Origin of the sequence: Agrobacterium larrymoorei, assembly GCF_037722385.1 — a bacterium.
Taxonomy (GTDB): domain Bacteria; phylum Pseudomonadota; class Alphaproteobacteria; order Rhizobiales; family Rhizobiaceae; genus Agrobacterium; species Agrobacterium larrymoorei_C.
In genome coordinates, this window is record NZ_JBBKAQ010000001.1 from 233,068 (window position 1) to 251,059 (window position 17,992).

Consider the following 17,992-nt stretch of genomic DNA (forward strand, 5'->3'; position numbering starts at 1 on the left):
CCATGAAGGTCAGATCATGATCTCGCCGCCTGTGACGGGGATGACAGCAGCGGTCATGTAGCTGCCGCGGTCCGAGGCTAGGAGGACGTAAGCGCCAGCAAGCTCCGCTGGCTGTCCAGCGCGTCCGATCAATGTCTGCTCGCCGAACTTTTTCGTCTTCTCGACACCCATTGTGGATGGAATGAGCGGTGTCCAGATCGGGCCGGGTGCCACAGCGTTTACGCGGATGCCCTTTTCGGCAACCATGCCTGCTAGCCCAGCCGTGAAATTGAGCACTGCGCCCTTGGTGGAGGCATAGGCAAGCAGTTGCGGGGAAGGCTGTTTCGACTGGATCGAGGCTGTGTTGATGATCGAACTTCCGGGCTTCATGTGAGGCACGGCGGCTTTCGACAGGAAGAAGGGCGCATAGATATTGGTCTTGAAGGTCTCATCCCATTCGGCAGCCTCAATGTCGCCGATATCCGCATAGGTGCGCTGGAACGCGGCGTTGTTGACGAGAATATCGATCTTGCCGAATTCGTCCACGGTGCGCTGTACCAACGACTTGCAATGGTCCTCCGACGTGATGTCGCCGGGAATGGCCACCACTTTGCGACCGGCCTCCTCGACCCATTTTACCGTATTGCGCGCGTCTTCCTCCTCATCGAGATAGGAGATGACGAGATCGGCACCTTCCCGCGCAAAAGCAATCGCAACGGCTTTGCCGATGCCGGAATCCGCGCCGGTGATCAGAGCGACTTTGCCGCTCAGAAGGCCGCTTCCCTTGTAGGACTGTTCACCATGATCCGGCTTTGGCTCCATCTGGCCGGTCGTTCCGGGTGGCGTCTGCTGCTGTTCGGGATAGGGCGGGGAAGGGCGGCGAGTATCGGAATCCATGTCTGTGCTCCACAATTGTTGACGAAGCCCAAACACGTTTTAGCAGTTGCAGTTCCCCAAAGGTTTTAGCAAGCGCTCAAGCATCTTGCGCCCTGCCGACATTTGAAACGTTAGTTTCCGAGAGCCAGAGGTGAAACTTACTTGTGAGAAACTCCGGCTGTTGCGGACTTGACCGCCTGTCTAGCCAAAGCATCCGCTCGTTCATTCCATGCAAGACCCACATGGCCCTTGCACCATGCGATCTCGATCATCTCGTAGCCTGTCAGGCTTGCGTCAAGTGCCTTCCACAGGTCGACATTCGGGACGTCCCTGCTGCGGCCTTTGCCGTTCGGGGCGCGTTTCCTCCAGTGATTTGTTCTCCAGATGTGCCGCCACGTGTTGCATCCCGTCACTGCGTAGATGGAGTCAGACCAGATGGTCGCTGGCTCTCCCGGCACCTTCTTCTTAAGCCAGCAAATTGCTTCAAGCATGGCCGCCAGTTCCGGGACACTGTTATCGGCACAGCTCATGCGGCCGGAGCAATTAGCGATCTCCACATCGTTGCAAACTATCACCACGCCCCATCCACCGACGCGCTTGACCGGGTCATAGGAGCCATCAACGAAGAGATGAAGGGTAGGAGGAGCATATGTCAGCACGAGACGCAAACTTCAGTCATCTGTTGATAGGGGCGCTAAAGGCGCGCTAAGAATAATTTCAATTAGCTGCTTTTGAACTATCACAATAGAACGGAGGAAGTTGCCTCATTCAGTCGCATCGTTTGGGGAAATGAGCTCTTCAAGATGTCCAGTTATGCGTTTATGCATATCTCACCTGCGATAAAGATTATTTATTGTGCCGAGAGTTTTGGGTACATTCCAATCATCGAAGCGATGCACCTCCTCCCGCAGAGCTTCGAGTTGCAAATGTCCTTATCCTCCTCCCAGAGGGCATTTGTCAGAACAGCAGCACTCCTCCTCCCAGTTGCTGTTCGGTTCTTTTCGAAAGCCTGCCGCACCTCCTCCCGCGGCAGGCTTTTTCGTTTTCAGCGTTTTTGTCTGCGGCGCAAGGTGACGAAAGTCACGACAGCAGCCACCATTCCATACATCGTCCGTTTGAAGGGAAGGGCATCTGCTGTTTCACTCCGGATTGGCAGAACGGTGACTGTGCCTGGAGCGGACTCGTATCCGACCTTGCCTTCCGCCTTTGCCTGTTCGATCTGCTGAGGCGAAACCGCCCACTCCGCACCTTGCGACTTGTCGAGCATCATGAACGCCGCGCCGACAGCGATGCCGACGACGATTGCCACGATCAAGCTTTTGATATTCTGCATGTTTTACTCCTGATTGCAGGAGCTTGTCTAAGTCGACGGACGCTCAGGGGCAAGCCTGTCGAGGAGATAAGAGGTTGTAGATGATTTGTTTCTCTGCATTGTAGGCCAGGGTTTTTCCCCTGGCCTACAACGTCCCGAAACCCAGGAAGAAGTGGTCAGTTACTTCTGCAAGAAGTCCAGCAAATCTGATGTGAGGCGTGGACCATCGGTTTCGCTCAATCCATGCGGGGCGCTGTCATACTCGATAATGACGGACTGCTGAATGCCTGCAGCTGCGGCGCGGGCCGAAGCGTCGATCGGGACGGTCTTGTCTGATGTACCGTGGACGATCAGCGTGGGTACGCGGAAGTGAGGCATGTCTGGGCGGAAATCGGTTGTGGCGAAGGCTTGCGCACAGGCAAGCGTGGGTTTGAGACCTGCGGTCATTGCGATCGCCGTTGCTGTGGCAATCACCTCGTCGCTCACAGGTTGGGACAGAAGACCGACGCCGAAGAACTGCGGAAAGAATGTCGACTTGAAAAAGTGGGCTCTGTCTTTTTGAATACCTTCAGCGATCTCGTCGAAGACTTTTTGCGGCGTTCCGTCTGGATTGTCTTCTGTTTTCAGCATGTAGGGCACGACGGATGCGATCAGCGCTGCGGAGACAACGCCCTTTCCGCTGTGACGGCTCATGTAGCGTGCAACTTCACCACCGCCCATGGAGAAACCCACGAGGCTGACATTCTCCGTCGCGCCAAGAGCTTCCATAACATCGGCGAGATCATCGGCTAGCGTGTCATAATCGTAGCCGTTCCATGGTTGGCCGGATCTGCCGAAACCACGGCGATCATACGCAATCGCCTTATAGCCGGCATCCGCCAGAGCCATGGCCTGGGCATCCCACATGTCAGAAGATAGTGGCCAGCCATGCAGCAAGATGACGGGGCGCCCTTCACCCCACTCCTTCACGTAGATGTCGGTTCCGTCGCGGGTCTTTACGTAAGCCATATCGGTCTCCTCTTGTGGCGGACGTGAACGGTTGTTCGACGGGGCGGTTCCGGCAAGCGGGTTGAGATGGCTTCAAGTTCAAGCATCAATATGTTTTGATCGCTTTTAAAATATCGCAATTTTGCCCAAGAATAAGATAAGACGCAGGTATTGAATAATAAGGAACATGTCGGGATGCGCTTGAAGCCCCTTTTCTTCGGCCTTGTCATCGGAATTGCCTCTGTTGCGCAGGCGCGGGAGCCGGCGCAGGCGCCGGTGCTCGAACCCACCGCGCCCCAGACAGAAGCGGCCCTTCTCAGCGCGCAGTTCCTGGAACGTTACGCATACCGTCCTGTACCGCTTGACGATACGCTTTCCGTCAAAGTCATGAATAAGTATATCAAGTCGCTCGATCCCGACCGTATGCTGTTTACGCAGGGCGATATTGAAGGTTTCGCCAAGGACAGCAAGAAGATCGACGATGCTATTCTGAACCAGAAACTCGACATCCCCTTCTCGATGTTCAAGATCTACAATCAGCGCGTGACCGAGCGCATGACCTATGCGCGCAGCCTGTTGAAGAACGGCTTCGATTTTACCGTTCAGGAAGACTATCCGCTGTCACGCGAAGACGCCCCCTGGGCCAAGACGGAAGAAGAGGCCAACGAACTCTGGCGCAAGCGGGTGAAGAGCGATTGGCTGAGACTGAAGCTTGCCGACCAGGACGAGGCAAAGATTCGCGATACGCTCGACAAGCGTTACAAGAATATTTTGGACCGCGTCGAGACCTATAAGGGCGACGACGTGTTCCAGTCCTTCATGGCGGCTTTTACCACAGCGGTCGATCCTCATACGGATTATTTCAGCGCCAAGGCTTCTGCCGAATTCGATATCTCGATGAAGCTCTCGCTGGTGGGCATTGGTGCCGTTCTGCAAGAGCGCGATGGTTATACGACGATCCGTGAACTCGTGGCCGGTGGGCCAGCGCAACTCTCCGGCAAGCTCGTCGTCGGCGACCGCATCATCGGTGTCGGTCAGGGCGAAGAAGGTCCGATCAAGGAAGTGGTGGGAACCCGCCTCGACGAAGTCGTTCAGATGATCCGCGGCGAAGCGGGATCGGTCGTGCGTCTCGATATTCTTCCCGCCGATGCCGGCAACGCCAGTGGTCACCGCGTGATCAACCTCGTGCGAGACAAGGTCAGCCTGGAGAAGCAGGCCGCGAAGAAGTCAGTCGTTCCCGTCAAGCTTGGCGACCAGACATTGAAGATCGGCGTAATTGCGCTGCCGACATTCTACGAGGATTTCGAGGCACGCCGGGCTGGCGACAAGAACTACAGAAGTGCCAGCCGCGATGTCGAAAAGCTTCTCGGCGAATTGAAGCAGGAGAAGGTCGATGGTGTGGTCATCGATCTGCGCGACAATGGTGGCGGGTCGCTGACCGAAGCCATTGATCTCACCGGTCTTTTCACCGGCAAAGGCCCTGTGGTTCAACAGCGCAACGCAGCTGGAAAGGTTGAAGTCGAAAACGACGATCGCTCCACCCCGGCATGGGATGGACCGCTCGGCGTCCTCATCAATCGCGGCTCGGCATCGGCCTCGGAAATCTTTGCGGCAGCCATTCAGGATTACGGGCGCGGCGTGATCGTCGGTGACCCGAGCTTTGGTAAGGGCACTGTGCAGACGGTCGTCGATCTCGACAGGGTGGCCGGCAAGCAGGAACCGGAACTCGGGCAGTTGAAATTGACGATCGCGCAGTTCTTCAGGATCGACGGTGGCACGACGCAGTTGCGCGGTGTCACCCCCGACATCAACACACCAAGCGTGCTCGATCCGAAGACGCTCGGTGAATCCAGCTATGACAACGCATTGCCGTGGACGACGATCAAGCCAGCCAAATACAAGAAGCTCGGCGATGTCGCAGCGCTCTTGCCCGAACTCGAAGGCCGTCATGAAGCGCGTATCAAGGAAGACAAGGATTATCAGCGCTTCGTCGAAGATGCCGCAGAACTGAAAGTCCAGCGCGAGAAGAAGACTATCTCGCTTAATGAGGCGGAACGCCGAAAGGAAATGGCAGCGGTGGCTGCGAAGCTGAAGGCACGTCAGGAAGCCGGCGTCGTCGTTCCCGAGCTGGATGATGGACTGCAGGCGAACGAACGAAGCCTGAGTGCCAACCTTGCTTTGGAAAATGCCCGAAAAAACGCAAAAGATGTGCTTCAGTCCGAGGCGGCTGCGATCGTCGCTGACGTGGCGGACATGCTGCCCGGCAAGAACAAAGCGGCACGCTAACGGGTTTGGACGGAGCTGCAGCCTCGGCCTGGAAGCTCCTGACACTCCCGGTCGGGGCCTTCGTCCGAGGAAAGTGTGTATTCTTCGGCCCGATCTAAAGCACCGCGCATCCCATCGGACGCGAAACGACGCTCTACCGCTTTACATCTACGCATTGACCCGAAATCGATTCCGATTTTCGGGTTAATGCTGAGCGTGCTGATGGCGAGGCCGGTACGGGTTCTCCAGCGCCAACGAAACCGTTAACCTTGCCAAGGTAATTGTTCCGGCTGATAACTGTGGCTGCATTGTTGCTGATATAGAGTACCTGCTGACTGCTAACGGAACTCACCATGACGGCGCGCCTCAATCACTTCAAGCTTGTCGGCCCTGTTGCCGTGATTGTCGGGCTTTTGTTGCTCGGGCTGGCGGCTGTGCTGTTCTTCGGTGCCAACCGTCTGGATGCCGAGGCGAAAGCGCGCCAGGAGACGATGGTCGAGCGCAATGTGGCAATCTGGATGTCGGATATGGAAGTCGTTCTGACGTCCTGGACGATCTGGGATGAAGCGATCGACAAGCTCAACAACAACTTCGACCTGGGCTGGGCCGAGCGCAATCTCGGTCAGTCGATCATCGGTACGTCGAATGTGCGATCGCTGGCCGTCATCAACGGCAAAGACGAGATCATCTACGCCAAGACGGCAGATGATTTTGCCGATCACTCGTTTCTGAAGCAGGAGCCGAGCGCGCTTGTCGCGGCGGCGCGTCCGCTGGTTGACGCGGTGCGTGCTCGCGAGCACCAGCCAAAGAAAAAGGGAATTCCGGACAGGATCGCATCGAGCAAGATCGAAGTGGTTGGGAACGACGCGCTGTTGCTGACAGCAAGCCTCTTCCAGGCCGATATTGGCACGGTCGTCCCCAACACAGAACGCGCCCCAGTCCTGGTTTCGGCCATTCCGATCGCTGGCAGTCTTCAGACGTTTTTCGGTGAACGTTTCATGCTCGATGACGCAGCCGTCGAGCCAGCCGAGCAGGTCGAGCCCGGTCGTGCCTTGGTGGATATTGCCGTTGCTCCGAACGGCCAGGTGCAGGTTCTATCGTGGCAAGCAAACACGCCAGCCCATGATCTTCTGCGTCAGTCCTTGCCCTTCGCTGCGGCCACGCTTTGCATCTTCATCGCCAGCTGCGCCCTTGCGATCTCCACATCGCGTCAGGCGCTCAGCATGCTCGTCGATGCTGAGAAACGCATGCGGCATGCGGCAACGCATGATTTCCTCACCGGGCTCGCCAACAGAACGCTGGTATCGACCAAGTTTACGCAGCTATCAGAGATGGGATCACTGACCGTCGTCTGCCTCGACCTGGATGGTTTCAAAGCCATCAATGATCGCTTCGGGCATGCCGATGGAGACGATCTTTTGAAACAGGTTGCGGAACGACTGCGCGCCGGGTGCGCCGCGGACGATGTCTGCTTCCGTCTAGGCGGCGACGAATTTGCGGTGATGATGCCGAAGGTCTCGGAAGAAGAGGCGGAGGCGCGTTGCCGCCAACTGGCCGCGCTGATTTCCAAGCCTTATGAAGTCAACGGCACGATCATGGCGGTTGGCGCGTCCTACGGCATGAGCAGAGTTCTGGCCGTAGAAAGCTCGCCAGATCCCGTCTTCAGACGCGCAGACGAGGCGCTCTATATTGCCAAGCGTCTCAACCGTGGCGCAGCCTCTCCATTCAGAGGCGAAGTGGATCTGGCAGCTTCATCCTCTTGATCCTTGCCGATGCCAACTCGCGCATGAGCTTTTCAGACTTCCCGAACAATCGTCTTCAACGCGCGAATGACCTCTGGGCTGGTTTGCTTGCGTTGCTCTGGCGCAAAGCCGAATTCGACGAGCGCCGGCTCTTCTGCGCAAGAGGCGCTGCCCGACGCATGGATTTCATGGATGCCGCCCGAGGCTAGAAGTTCCGGGGCGAGATCGGCCGTGACCCCGCCACCCGGCATGATGCTGATACGACCGTTTGCCTGATGGGCCAGGCGCTTTAGCGTATCCATGCCGAGAGAAACGTTCTTCGCGCAGCCGGAGGTCAGAATGCGGGAGATGCCGAGGTCTACCGCGGTCTCCAGCGCTTCAAAAGGATCGCTGACCATATCGAATGCCCGGTGCAGAGTGATGTCGACGCCGGAGGCCGCTTCCATCAACCTCTCCAGAACCTGTCGGTCGAGGCGGCGATCTTGGGTGATTGCCCCGATGACGACGCCTGATAATCCAAGTTCCCGTGCCTGCGCGATATCCGCTTCCATGATGGCGATGTCAGCCTCATCATAGATGAAGCTTCCGGCTCGTGGACGGATGAGCGGGTAGACCGGGATTGGGCTCGTGCGCTTTGCATGTTGCATCAGGCCGTAAGACGGCATCAGTCCGCCGACGCCAAGCGCTGAGCAAAGCTCGATGCGGTCAGCGCCGCCTTCGATCGCAGCGGCGAGACCTTCCGCGCTGTCGACGCAAATTTCCAGCAACCGCCCGGTTTGATCAGCCATGATGTTCGCTTTCCTGTTGGATGTCGGGATCGTCTTTTACAGTAGGTCGCTTGTGAAGGAAGCCGAGCAATGCGACGCCGCAGAGACCGGCCAACGCGCCGAGAATTGCCGTGTGAGAATAGTCGCTGACTGCGGTGCCGACGGAGAACAGCAGAGAACTGAGGCCACCCGCGAGGAAGATGTTGACGGCAATCAGCGAGCTTCCAAGCCCTGCGCGCCGCGCGATCAGATTTTGCAAGTAAGTGATCGGCAGTGAAATGATACCGGCTGCGCCAAGGCCCGAAAGAGGTGTGAGCAGATAGACCGTGATCGGATCATTCGCCAAGCCGAGGCCCAGCATGTAGGCGCAATAGAGAAGCGCACTGGCGGCGATGGCGACAGCAGCCGATGTCTTGGTCTCTACCCATCCCCAGAAGAAGATGAATATGATTTCCAAAAGGGCAACGATGCCTACGATCGCTCCGACATCGGCAGGCTGTCCGCCTGCCTTTCCCGTCACCACCAGGGGAAGCACAATGCCGTTAACATGTAAGGTAGATGAAATCAGCGCGATGGCGAGCACGAACGGCCAGATCTGGCGTGAGCCGAGATGGCGGATGGATGCAAGGAACGCGTAAGCTGGCTCCTGCCGTTCGGCACGAGCGACGGTCTCTTCACGCATGAAGCGCGCAAAGAGGATAAAACAGAAGACGCAGGCGAGGGCGGCCAGAAGAAAAGCTGGCAGCATGCTCGTTCTGCCAGCAAGCGCGTAGCCGACAATGCCTGGTACCAGCACCCAGGAGAGCGAGATCGCGGCGCGGACCGCAGAATTGACCGCAATCAGATCACGCGGCGGCATGCCGGCGCAGCTTGCGCGAACATATGCGAAAATCAGCGAGTTCAGCGCGCCGTAAACCGGGACGGGGATCAGCAGCGCAAGTGCAAAGGTCCAGATGGTGGGGAAGGCATAGACCACGCCGTAGCCCAAGGCTCCAGATATGCAGGCTCCAAGGATGGGGAGCTTATAGTGACCAAGTCTGTCCGAGAGGATGCCCATGCTGATGCTGGCCGATACATTGACCAGCGCTGCGACAAAACTCAGGATCGAAAATCCAGCATCTGTCAGACCAAGTTCGCGAATGCCGATCAGCGACATGTAAGGCGCTGTTGCGGCCCCGGTGAAACCGAAGACAAAAATGCCAACGGCCGAGAGCCGCAGCTGGTCATGTCGATAAACAAATGGCAGCGCCGACAGCATGGATCGTCCACTCAAAGTATCGTCCAGGCAAAAGTGTGAAGCGATTTTGCGATGACGACATGCGGTAAAACAATAACCTAAAAGCGTATGAGCGAACCTGAAAGAGCGCGACACGCCTTGGTAAGAACCTGCGATGACGCAGGGTTGGAAAGTTGAGGGGCGCGCGGAAGGTGTTCCGAGCGCCCAGCAGTGATTCAACAGTCAGCGGATGGGCTTAAAGCCTCAACGCCATCGTGCGGATGATTTAGCAGACGGGGTATAGTCGAAGTCTTTGAAGAAAGGAAATACAGGTTGTACCCGCCGCTTCGAGGGCAGTGTCTCTATGTCCTGGTTGATCACGCCATCCGTCAGCGCCATCAGGTTGGGGTTGGACAGCGGCTGAAGCTCTGGCGAGAGATAACCCGATTTTACCACCAATAGTCTCACCTTGGCGGGGTCGATGCCGTGACGGGTGAAGTCTGCGATATTGTGGTAGGGGCGACGACGGGCTGCCAGAATAAGCGTGATGCCGCCAATCTTCACCACAGCCTGCCGTTCATCCGCTGGGCCTGGATCATCGAGACTGCGGACCTCGGCTCCGACTTCGGCGAAGGGGCTGGCTGGATCGAGAGAGCCACCAATTTTGAGGCTGAGCGTCTTGCCGATGCCAGCTGCAAAACAGGCTTCCACCGCCGGACGGTCGGTAATGCCGCCGATAACGGCGCCCTCGAAGCCGCGCAGGATCAGCGCCTTCAACACATCTGCACGATCGCCCACGCCGCCGCCAGTGGGATTGTCGCCAGAGTCGGCAAGAATGACCGGCTGCGTTTCGGCCTTCTCGGCTAGGTCGAGCATATCTTCGAGATCACCGGTGACGGGACCGAAGCGAAAGTCTTCTCTCGCCTGCCAATAGGACAGTGCAATCTCTTCCGCGGCGCGCTTCGCCGCTTCGGGATTTGACCCTGTCACCACGGCGCAGGCGGTTGCTCGCGGCTCATCTGCCCAAACATACCCGACCATCAAATTGGCATCCCAAACGCCGTCGATCCGATCATGCTCCGGCAGTCGGTGGTAGAGCGATTTCGCGGGCTCATCTTCCGTCGAGGTTTTTTCACCCGGTAGCAGAACCGGAACCGAAGCCCAGGCGACACCCGGCTTCTCGCCGGTTTCAAGCGTCCTGATCAGCATCGACCACGTCCGCTCCATCGTTTCGCGCACGTCTATATGCGGTGCGGTGCGATAGGCGGCGAAGATGTCGATCTGATCGACAATTTTCTGGGTGACGTTGCCGTGCAGATCGTAGCTCACAGCCAGTGGAATATCCGGGCCGATGATCGAGCGGGCATTGGCAATCCAGTCGCCTTCGGCATCGTCCATGCCTTCGACATTCATCGCGCCGTGCATGGCAAGATAAAGACCGTCGAGCGGCAGGGTCGCCCGCAGCTTTTCTGAAAACTCTTTTCTGAAGCCTTCATAGGTAGCGCGCGAGACCGGCCCGCCTGGGATTGCACGGGCGTGAAGGAGTGGATAGATCTCCACATCCTCGGTTGGCAGGAAGCTGAAATACTCAGCGCCCGTCAGATCCTCGCCGCGCAACACGCGAAAATCCTCAGGCTGCGTGAGAACCGGGGAATAGGTTGAGCATTCCGTATGAATACCGCCAACCGCAATGCGTAACACCATGGCACTGTCTCCCATCAAAGCGTGGGGCTAAGGCGCACGAGCGCCGAGAAGCGATCCCAATCCTTGCGCTCACGTGGCGTCCATGCGGCTTCCGCCACTGCCGGCAAGCGCGGGAAAACCAGATGGTTGAAGTAGTCGCGATTGAGAAAATGCTCTGTCCAGATGCAGGCCTGGACGCCGCGAAGACGCGGTTTCAGTTCCTCGGGGAAGTCACCTACGGCCTCATAATGATAGGTGTGATGCGGTGGCACGGTGCCGGCCCAGCTTGCACCCGGCTCCTGCCAGGCTTCGTCCTGCACCATGTCGAGATAATAGGCCTGCCCTGGCGTCATCACCACATCATAGCCCTGCTGTGCAAGCTCGACACCGACTTCGGGTGCACGCCATGCCATCAGCAACGTACCATCTGGATCGACACCGCCGCCGTGTGAAACCTCGTCCCATCCGGCCATGCTGCGGCCTCTCTCGGCCAGCATTTTCTGAATCCGCTTCATGAAGTGGCTCTGCAGTCCGAAGGTGCCATCCAGACCTTCTTTCTCCATCAGCTTACGCGCAAGCGGCGAGGCCATCCAGGTGTTGTCGGCCACTTCGTCGCCACCGATATGGATGAGCTTGGAGGGAAAGAGCTCGACCATTTCGTCGAAGACCTTGCCGAGGAAGACATAGGTTTCCTCGATCGCAGGGTTCAGCGCATTGTTCGGGAAACCTTGAACCGAGCGATAGCTGTCCGGCGCTTCCTGACCGTCTACCAGTTCGGGGAGAGCGGCCAAGATTGCAGTGCTGTGACCGGGGATATCGACTTCCGGCACGACTTCGACATTGAGCTCGGTTGCATGGGCGATGATGGATGTGACATCGGCCTGAGTATAAAACCCCTCGACCGGTTCTGCGGCATTGCCGAGTTGGGGCAGCATCGGCTCGTCCGGACCGCGCTTCACGCCGACAGTCGTCAATTCCGGATAGGCGCGAACTTCAAAGCGCCACGCTTCGTCATCGGTCAGATGCCAATGGAACACATTCATCTTGTACCAGGCGAGGATATCGATGAGGCGGAGCACATCTGGCGCCGGAGCGAATTGGCGCGAGACATCAAGGTGGCATCCGCGCCAGCCATAGCGTGGCTCGTCCTTGATGGTACCCGAGCCGGGGAAGCGGAACAGGGCTGCATTTCGGCGTGCGCCGTCATGAAGTTGCGCCAGCGCCGTCAGGCCGTATTGACGGCCGGCATCTCCGCCAAAGCCGAGGGTTATATCATCTTGTGAAAAGGTCAGTTCATAGGCTTCCGCCACGAGCGCACTGTTTTGTTCAAAACGTACTGCCTTGCCTTGCTCGACAGCAACCAGCGAAAAGGGCTGATGGGCTGAAGAAAACAGGCGGCGATGGAGGCTGAGCACCGTATCCATTGCCTTCACATCGGCAAGCGTGCTGCCTTGTGCTGGGTAGATCACAACGGGCGTTTCACCGGTCTGCAAGTCCGCCTGCTTCGGCCAGGGCAGAAGCGAGAAAGGCTCTTCGACGCGACCTTCCGGCAGGAGAGGCTTTTGCGGCTCGCTAAGCCGCCCTTCCAGCATCAGGTCGGCAACGTCGATGGTGTGATGGGTACCATCTGAAAATGTCAGATAGGCAGATTTTGCCCCATCTGTTCTATGCTTTGCGGGTCGCCAGAGACCGCACACGGTAAAGCGCCAGCTGGCGCCGGGCTCCAGAGTGAAGCCAGCATGCGGCGCATACTGATGGAAATTTGCGTTGCGCAACAGGAACGTCGCGTTCTCGCAAACCGGATTATCCATCACACGCGTCAACGCCGTATAGGCAAGTTTAAAGTCGCTGATTGCCTTGTCGGTGAGGTTGACGAGGGTGAAGACAAACCCGCCTGACGGGTCGCCATCAATGGGATGCCATGCGTTTTCGAGGCGGAATCCGGTCTTGCTCATCGTCGTTCCCTTGATTTTTATGCGTGTTTAGTAGTGTTCGGATTGAGAGAAGGTGTGCGCCAGCTCAGCTTGGCCTGCCGTCAGCCCGCAGTCGACGGGCAGGCAGACGCCGGTGATCGCCGCTGCCTGATCGCTTGCCAGAAAATGGACGGCATTGGCGACATCATGCGTGGTGGCGATGCGGCGCAGGGCGTACCAGCGCTTGACCTCTTCGAAGACGTTCGGATTGGCTTCGGCGCGCGCTTCCCAGGCTTGGGTGCGCACTGTTCCGGGTGCCACGGCGTTAGCTCTTATCCCAAACTTTCCATATTCGACGGCGATCAACTTCGTCAGATGGATCAAGCCCGCTTTGGCGGCGCTATAGGCCGGATGACCGAAGACAGCCATGCCGTTGACGGACGCGATGTTGACGACGGAGCCTTGTAGCTCCTTAAGGTCGCGCTCCACCGCGCGGAAGGTCAGGAAGGCAGCTTCCAGATTAAGGCTTGAATCCATCCGCCAGATTTCGGGCGTCGTGTCGTGCAGAGAGACCGCGCGGGCCGCACCGGCATTGTTGACAAGGGTTGCGACCTTGCCGAGCGCTGCTAATTGCTCCGTCATGGCCTTTAGGCTGTCGGCGCTGGTGACATCGGCGACGACCGTCACGTAGGACGATTCCGTGCCGAGCGCCGCGACGGCATTTTCCAGTGCCCCGGCATCGATATCGATGAGTGCTACCAGGTCATGGCTTTCCGCGAGACGGGCGGCGATGGCGCGCCCGATATCGCCGGCAGCGCCTGTCACCACGGCAATGCGCTTATTGGTCGTCATGTCATCAGTCTCCCAATATCTGGCGGTCGTCGCCGCCATCGCGATGCTCCAGCAACTGCTGCTTGATCTGGCGCAGCGTGATCGTGGAGTGCTTGCGGTTCTTGTAGGCCACGAGGCTGGCAATCACGTCGATCACGGCGAGATAGGCAAAGCGCGTCGAGGTGGGCCGGTAAATATTGTCACCTTCGGGCAGGTCGATGCCGACGACATGATCTGCGAGCCTTGCGACGGGACTTTTCACTTGAGTGAGCGCGATGGTGCGGATGCCGTTTTCTTTTGCCAGCTTGAAGCAGCGCATCAGTTCCTGGTTACGGCCTGAGAAGGAGGAGCCGATGACGACATCGCCCTCTTGTGCGGCCGCCGCCAGCATCAGTTGCATATTGTGATCGTTACTGGCGGCGATGCGGGTGCCCAGGCGAAATAGCCGGTTCTGGAGCTCGGTCGCCACCATAGAAGAATTGCCGCCGGAGCCGAAGGCATAGACCATGGACGCTGCGGCGATGCGCTCGGCCACGGTATCCAGCGCCTGTGGATCGAGACCACGATGGACCATGAAAAGCGCGTTCTGCGCCTTGGTGATGATGTCTTCAGCAACATCGGTCGCCGACGTGCTTTTTGCTTCCGGGTTCAGGTAGCGCACGCCGACAAAAGCGGTCTTGGCGAGACGCACCTTGAAGTCGGCGAAGTTCTGGCAGCCGAGCCTGCGGCAGAAGCGCGTGACGGTGGGCGGAGAGACATCCGCCTTTTCCGCCAATTCGATGATCGACGCGCCGACGGCGAAGTCGAATTCGTTCAGCAATATCTCCGCGATGCGCTGTTCGGATGGCGAAAACTGCGCTCTTTCATCCTGGATGGTCGCGAAGATATCCATCAGCCTGCCTTTAGGACTTTGGCTTGTAGGCGATGCAGTCGATTTCGACCTTGCAGTCCACCATCATAGAGGCCTGAACGCAGGCGCGTGCTGGTGGATGTTCGCCGAAATAGCTTTGATAGATGCGGTTAAATGTCCAGAAGTCGCGCGGATCGTCCAGCCACACGCCACAGCGAACAACATGCTCGACGCCGTAGCCGGCCTCGTGCAGAATGGCGATCACGTTCTCGATGGTCTTGTGGGTTTGTTCGATGATCCCGCCGGTGATGATTTCGCCATTTTCCATGGCAACCTGACCGGAAACATGCAGCCAGCCATCGGCCTCTACTGCACGTGCAAAAGGAAGTCTTTGTCCGCCTGCGCCAGATTTCTCTGCGCCATATCGTTTGATGCTCATGTAAGGGGCTCTTGCAAATTATTTTCGTTCTTCATTGACAAGTGACCATATAAAACGGATTTTTGCCAGAGATTTTTGGTCATCATGAAAATAATTTAGATATGGAGCCCTCGATGCGCGATCCCTTCCAGAACCCGTTTCCAACTTCGGACAGCGCACGACATTCGATCTGGGAGATGCTTGTTCCACGCGATATCGATGCTTTTTTGGCCGCGGACTGGTCCATGGTAGCGGGTGACTTCGTGGAAGACGGTTTCATCGGCATCAGCGGCAATCGCGAGCCGAACCCGGACAAATGGACGTTGGCTTTCCCCAATCTTCCCGCTTATCGCGATGAGTGGCTGAAACAGGCGCGCGAATTTGCCGAAGGCAGCTACGGCGAGGATCCGCGCGGGGCCATCTTCACCACGACGACGCTGGAAGAGATTGAGATTTCCGGCGAGACGGCGCTGGTGCGCAAGAAATTCGATGGCGGTATCAAAAAGGCCGATGGCTCGACCGATGTGATGAAATGGCAGACGCTTTATTATTGCCGTCTGCATGAAGGCCGCTGGAAGATTTCCGGCTTCACCGGTTATCTCCCAAACCCCATGGGGCAGTAAACCTCCCGCTCTTCAGCAAAAAGGCCCAAGCCCTTGCGCATCTTTACCGCGGCTCTCGCCACAGAGACCAATACTTTCGCGCCAATCTGCATCGACAGGCGGGCTTTCGAAGAATCGCTTTACGCTCCTCCGGGCCAGCATCCGGTAACGCCGACGCTCTGTACCGCGCCGATCACTGTCGGTCGCGCGGTCTGTGCCGAAAAAGGCTGGACGTTGATCGAGGGAACTGCAGCTTGGGCGGACCCGGCGGGATTGATTAACCGCCAGGCGTTCGAGAGTTTGCGTGACGAAATTCTCGATCAGTTGCGGGCCGCGATGCCGGTCGACGCGGTGGTGTTGGGTCTGCATGGCGCCATGGTGGCGGACGGATATCTCGATCCGGAGGGCGATCTCCTGGCTCGCATTCGCGAGATCGTCGGGCCGGATATTCTGGTCTGTGCGGAACTCGATCCGCACAGCCATCTGACGCAAAAGCGCGTCGACGCCGTGAACTTCTTCGTCGTCTTCAAGGAATTTCCGCATACCGATTTCGTTGACCGGGCAGAGGATTTGTGGCGGATCGCCGTGGATACGTTGGAAGGCCGGGTCAATCCGGTCATGTCCGTGTTCGATTGTCGGATGATCGATGTGTTTCCGACGTCCCGCGAGCCGATGCGCGGCATTGTCGATCGCATGTTCGCCACGGAGAAGCAGGATCCGGAGGTGCTGTCGCTATCGGTTATCCATGGTTTTATGGCGGGCGATGTGCCGGAGATGGGAACGAAGACTATCGCGGTTACCGATGGCGATGCAGCGAAAGGCACGGCGCTGGCGCGGTCGATCGGTCTTGAACTTTTCGACAAGCGCGGCACTTTCATGATGCCGCAGATCGGCGAGGCCGAAGCTGTGTCGCTGGCGATGAAGGCGCAAACCTCGACCGGTCCGGTGGTTATCGCAGATGTATGGGATAATCCAGGTGGCGGCACGGCGGGTGACGCGACAGTACTGCTGCGGGAACTGATGACGCAGGGCGCGACGAGTGTGGCCGTGGGTTTGATATGGGATCCGATTGCTGTGCAGGTCTGCATGGCGGCAGGCGAGGGGGCTGAGATCCCGTTACGCTTCGGAGCCAAGTCCGCACCCAATACCGGTGATCCGATCGATGCACTGGTCAAGGTCGTCAAGGTGGTGCCGAATGCGCAGATGAAATTCGGCGACAGCATCGCGCCATTCGGCGACGCGGCCCATATTCATTTCAATGGTATCGATGTGATCCTGGGTACGGTGCGGGTTCAAAGCTACGATCCCTCGTTGTTCACGGCGCTTGGCATCGATCCGCTGTCGAAGAAGATTTTGTTGATCAAATCGACCAACCATTTCTATGCGGCTTTTTCGAAGATCGCCTCACAGATCCTCTACTGTTCGGCGGGCAAGCCGTACCCGAACGATCCAGCGACCAATCCCTATCGCAGGGTCCGACGCGACATCTGGCCAATCATTCAGGATCCGCACGGTACGAGAGCAGCCTGAACCGGTATGATCATAATTGTTGACTAGGAAACAAAACTGGTTTAGTTTCCTAGTCAACAAAGATAGTTCGTCATGCCCATTTCCAATTTGACAGATCATACCGGCTACTGGCTGCGCATGGTTTCCAACGCCGTATCTTATGACTTCGCCAGAAAGGTTGCAGCGGAAGACGTAACCGTTGCGGAATGGGTGTTTCTGCGCGCTCTTTTCGATTGCGAGGGGACCACAGCGACGGCACTGGCGGACCGGATGGGAATGACCCGGGGTGCCATCAGCAAGCTTTCCGACAGGCTCGTTGCCAAGAACCTGGTCGTGCGTTCAGAGGCCAGCGGACGCACACAGTCGCTTGCGCTCACGGAAAGCGGGAAGTCTAAACTGCCCCTTTTGGCGCGCATCGCAGACGAGAACGACGAGCACTATTTCAGCGTTCTCACACACAGCGAGCACGCAACGCTCGACATGCTCCTCAAGACGCTCGTCGAACGGCGTGGGTTGGCCAAGACGCCTCTGGATTAGACTGACCCTCTCTCCCTCAGTTTTAACGACGAAAGGACCCGCCATGGATGCGGAACGGATGACTGTCGCCCAAGCCTGTCTCAAAGCTGCTCATGACGGCAGCCTTAGTTTTCCTGAAATCGTGGGCAGATTAATTGCCGCCGGATTTGAAGGATATGCCGTCGACTATCGGGCGCACACTCAAACCTATTATCTGCCGGACGCCGACAGCATCACGCTCGACAGCCCAGCAGCGGTTGAGGCGATTGCAGCGACTTTTGATGCGACTGAAATCAAACGTCTCATCGTCTGGGCTCAAGCCAACCCCTCGGATTACAGCTATGTCACCTTCTCACAGAGGGCGATGGGAGCTGGATGCGCAGGCTACCTGGTTTCCTTTTCAGGACGACGCGTTCTCTATTACGGGCGCACCGCCGAAACGCACGTCGAGGTTTTTCCAAGCTAATATGGCCTGAGTGCCGGGTGCAACGAAAGGGGCGCTTTCTTTCGCTGATTCCTGAAATGA

17 protein-coding genes are annotated in these 17,992 nt (G+C 57.7%); 6 read left to right on the forward strand and 11 right to left on the reverse strand.

The features are described from left to right. Positions 1 to 9: 9 nt before the first annotated feature. The 4 genes from WKI41_RS01065 to WKI41_RS01080 all read right to left on the reverse strand — a co-directional run bounded on the left by WKI41_RS01065 (position 10) and on the right by WKI41_RS01080 (position 3,175). Positions 10 to 876, reverse strand: coding sequence for an SDR family oxidoreductase (locus WKI41_RS01065; RefSeq protein ID WP_340191683.1), 867 nt, complete (start codon positions 874 to 876; stop codon positions 10 to 12). A 137-nt stretch (positions 877 to 1,013) separates the two neighbouring features. Continuing rightward, positions 1,014 to 1,514: a ribonuclease H family protein gene (locus tag WKI41_RS01070; protein ID WP_340191684.1), complete on the reverse strand. Its 501-nt coding sequence runs from the start codon at positions 1,512 to 1,514 to the stop codon at positions 1,014 to 1,016. A 386-nt stretch (positions 1,515 to 1,900) separates the two neighbouring features. Beyond that, positions 1,901 to 2,188: a hypothetical protein gene (locus WKI41_RS01075; RefSeq protein WP_340191685.1), complete on the reverse strand. Its 288-nt coding sequence runs from the start codon at positions 2,186 to 2,188 to the stop codon at positions 1,901 to 1,903. Positions 2,189 to 2,347: 159 nt separating this feature from the next. After that, positions 2,348 to 3,175 (reverse strand): alpha/beta fold hydrolase, encoded by an 828-nt coding sequence (locus WKI41_RS01080; RefSeq protein WP_340191686.1) that lies wholly within the window; start codon positions 3,173 to 3,175, stop codon positions 2,348 to 2,350. Positions 3,176 to 3,349: 174 nt separating this feature from the next. Between WKI41_RS01080 and WKI41_RS01085 the strand changes: the two genes are divergently transcribed. Further along, a complete protein-coding gene (locus WKI41_RS01085) occupies positions 3,350 to 5,440 on the forward strand; it encodes a carboxy terminal-processing peptidase (protein ID WP_340191687.1) in 2,091 nt (696 codons plus the stop codon). Between the two features lie 332 nt (positions 5,441 to 5,772). Then, complete coding sequence (locus WKI41_RS01090; RefSeq protein ID WP_340191688.1) at positions 5,773 to 7,182, forward strand: sensor domain-containing diguanylate cyclase; 1,410 nt, start codon at positions 5,773 to 5,775, stop codon at positions 7,180 to 7,182. 32 nt (positions 7,183 to 7,214) lie between these two features. On the opposite strand, the gene WKI41_RS01095 is transcribed toward WKI41_RS01090, so the two are convergent. From WKI41_RS01095 to WKI41_RS01125, 7 genes are all read right to left on the reverse strand, one after another. Then, complete coding sequence (locus WKI41_RS01095; protein WP_340191689.1) at positions 7,215 to 7,949, reverse strand: copper homeostasis protein CutC; 735 nt, start codon at positions 7,947 to 7,949, stop codon at positions 7,215 to 7,217. Continuing rightward, positions 7,942 to 9,201 carry an MFS transporter gene (locus WKI41_RS01100; protein WP_340191690.1) on the reverse strand — a complete coding sequence of 420 codons (1,260 nt, stop codon included), beginning with the start codon at positions 9,199 to 9,201 and terminating at the stop codon, positions 7,942 to 7,944. The genes WKI41_RS01095 and WKI41_RS01100 overlap by 8 nt, the downstream gene beginning before the upstream one ends. A gap of 207 nt (positions 9,202 to 9,408) precedes the next feature. Next, positions 9,409 to 10,848, reverse strand: coding sequence for a M81 family metallopeptidase (locus tag WKI41_RS01105; protein WP_340191691.1), 1,440 nt, complete (start codon positions 10,846 to 10,848; stop codon positions 9,409 to 9,411). Between the two features lie 14 nt (positions 10,849 to 10,862). Continuing rightward, positions 10,863 to 12,782: a beta-N-acetylhexosaminidase gene (locus WKI41_RS01110; RefSeq protein ID WP_340191692.1), complete on the reverse strand. Its 1,920-nt coding sequence runs from the start codon at positions 12,780 to 12,782 to the stop codon at positions 10,863 to 10,865. Positions 12,783 to 12,809: 27 nt separating this feature from the next. Beyond that, a complete protein-coding gene (locus WKI41_RS01115) occupies positions 12,810 to 13,592 on the reverse strand; it encodes an SDR family oxidoreductase (RefSeq protein ID WP_340191693.1) in 783 nt (260 codons plus the stop codon). A 4-nt stretch (positions 13,593 to 13,596) separates the two neighbouring features. Further along, positions 13,597 to 14,463, reverse strand: a complete 867-nt coding sequence (locus WKI41_RS01120; RefSeq protein ID WP_340191694.1) for a MurR/RpiR family transcriptional regulator — start codon at positions 14,461 to 14,463, stop codon at positions 13,597 to 13,599. A gap of 10 nt (positions 14,464 to 14,473) precedes the next feature. Beyond that, complete coding sequence (locus WKI41_RS01125) at positions 14,474 to 14,860, reverse strand: RidA family protein (RefSeq protein ID WP_340191695.1); 387 nt, start codon at positions 14,858 to 14,860, stop codon at positions 14,474 to 14,476. Between the two features lie 113 nt (positions 14,861 to 14,973). Here WKI41_RS01125 and WKI41_RS01130 point away from each other — a divergent pair, with 113 nt between their 5' ends. The 4 genes from WKI41_RS01130 to WKI41_RS01145 all read left to right on the forward strand — a co-directional run bounded on the left by WKI41_RS01130 (position 14,974) and on the right by WKI41_RS01145 (position 17,932). Continuing rightward, positions 14,974 to 15,462, forward strand: coding sequence for a hypothetical protein (locus tag WKI41_RS01130; protein WP_340191696.1), 489 nt, complete (start codon positions 14,974 to 14,976; stop codon positions 15,460 to 15,462). A gap of 33 nt (positions 15,463 to 15,495) precedes the next feature. Beyond that, positions 15,496 to 16,971 (forward strand): M81 family metallopeptidase, encoded by a 1,476-nt coding sequence (locus WKI41_RS01135; RefSeq protein ID WP_340191697.1) that lies wholly within the window; start codon positions 15,496 to 15,498, stop codon positions 16,969 to 16,971. A 72-nt stretch (positions 16,972 to 17,043) separates the two neighbouring features. Continuing rightward, a complete protein-coding gene (locus tag WKI41_RS01140) occupies positions 17,044 to 17,487 on the forward strand; it encodes a MarR family winged helix-turn-helix transcriptional regulator (RefSeq protein WP_340191698.1) in 444 nt (147 codons plus the stop codon). A 43-nt stretch (positions 17,488 to 17,530) separates the two neighbouring features. Further along, complete coding sequence (locus WKI41_RS01145; protein WP_340191699.1) at positions 17,531 to 17,932, forward strand: DUF1398 domain-containing protein; 402 nt, start codon at positions 17,531 to 17,533, stop codon at positions 17,930 to 17,932. Positions 17,933 to 17,992: the final 60 nt, after the last annotated feature.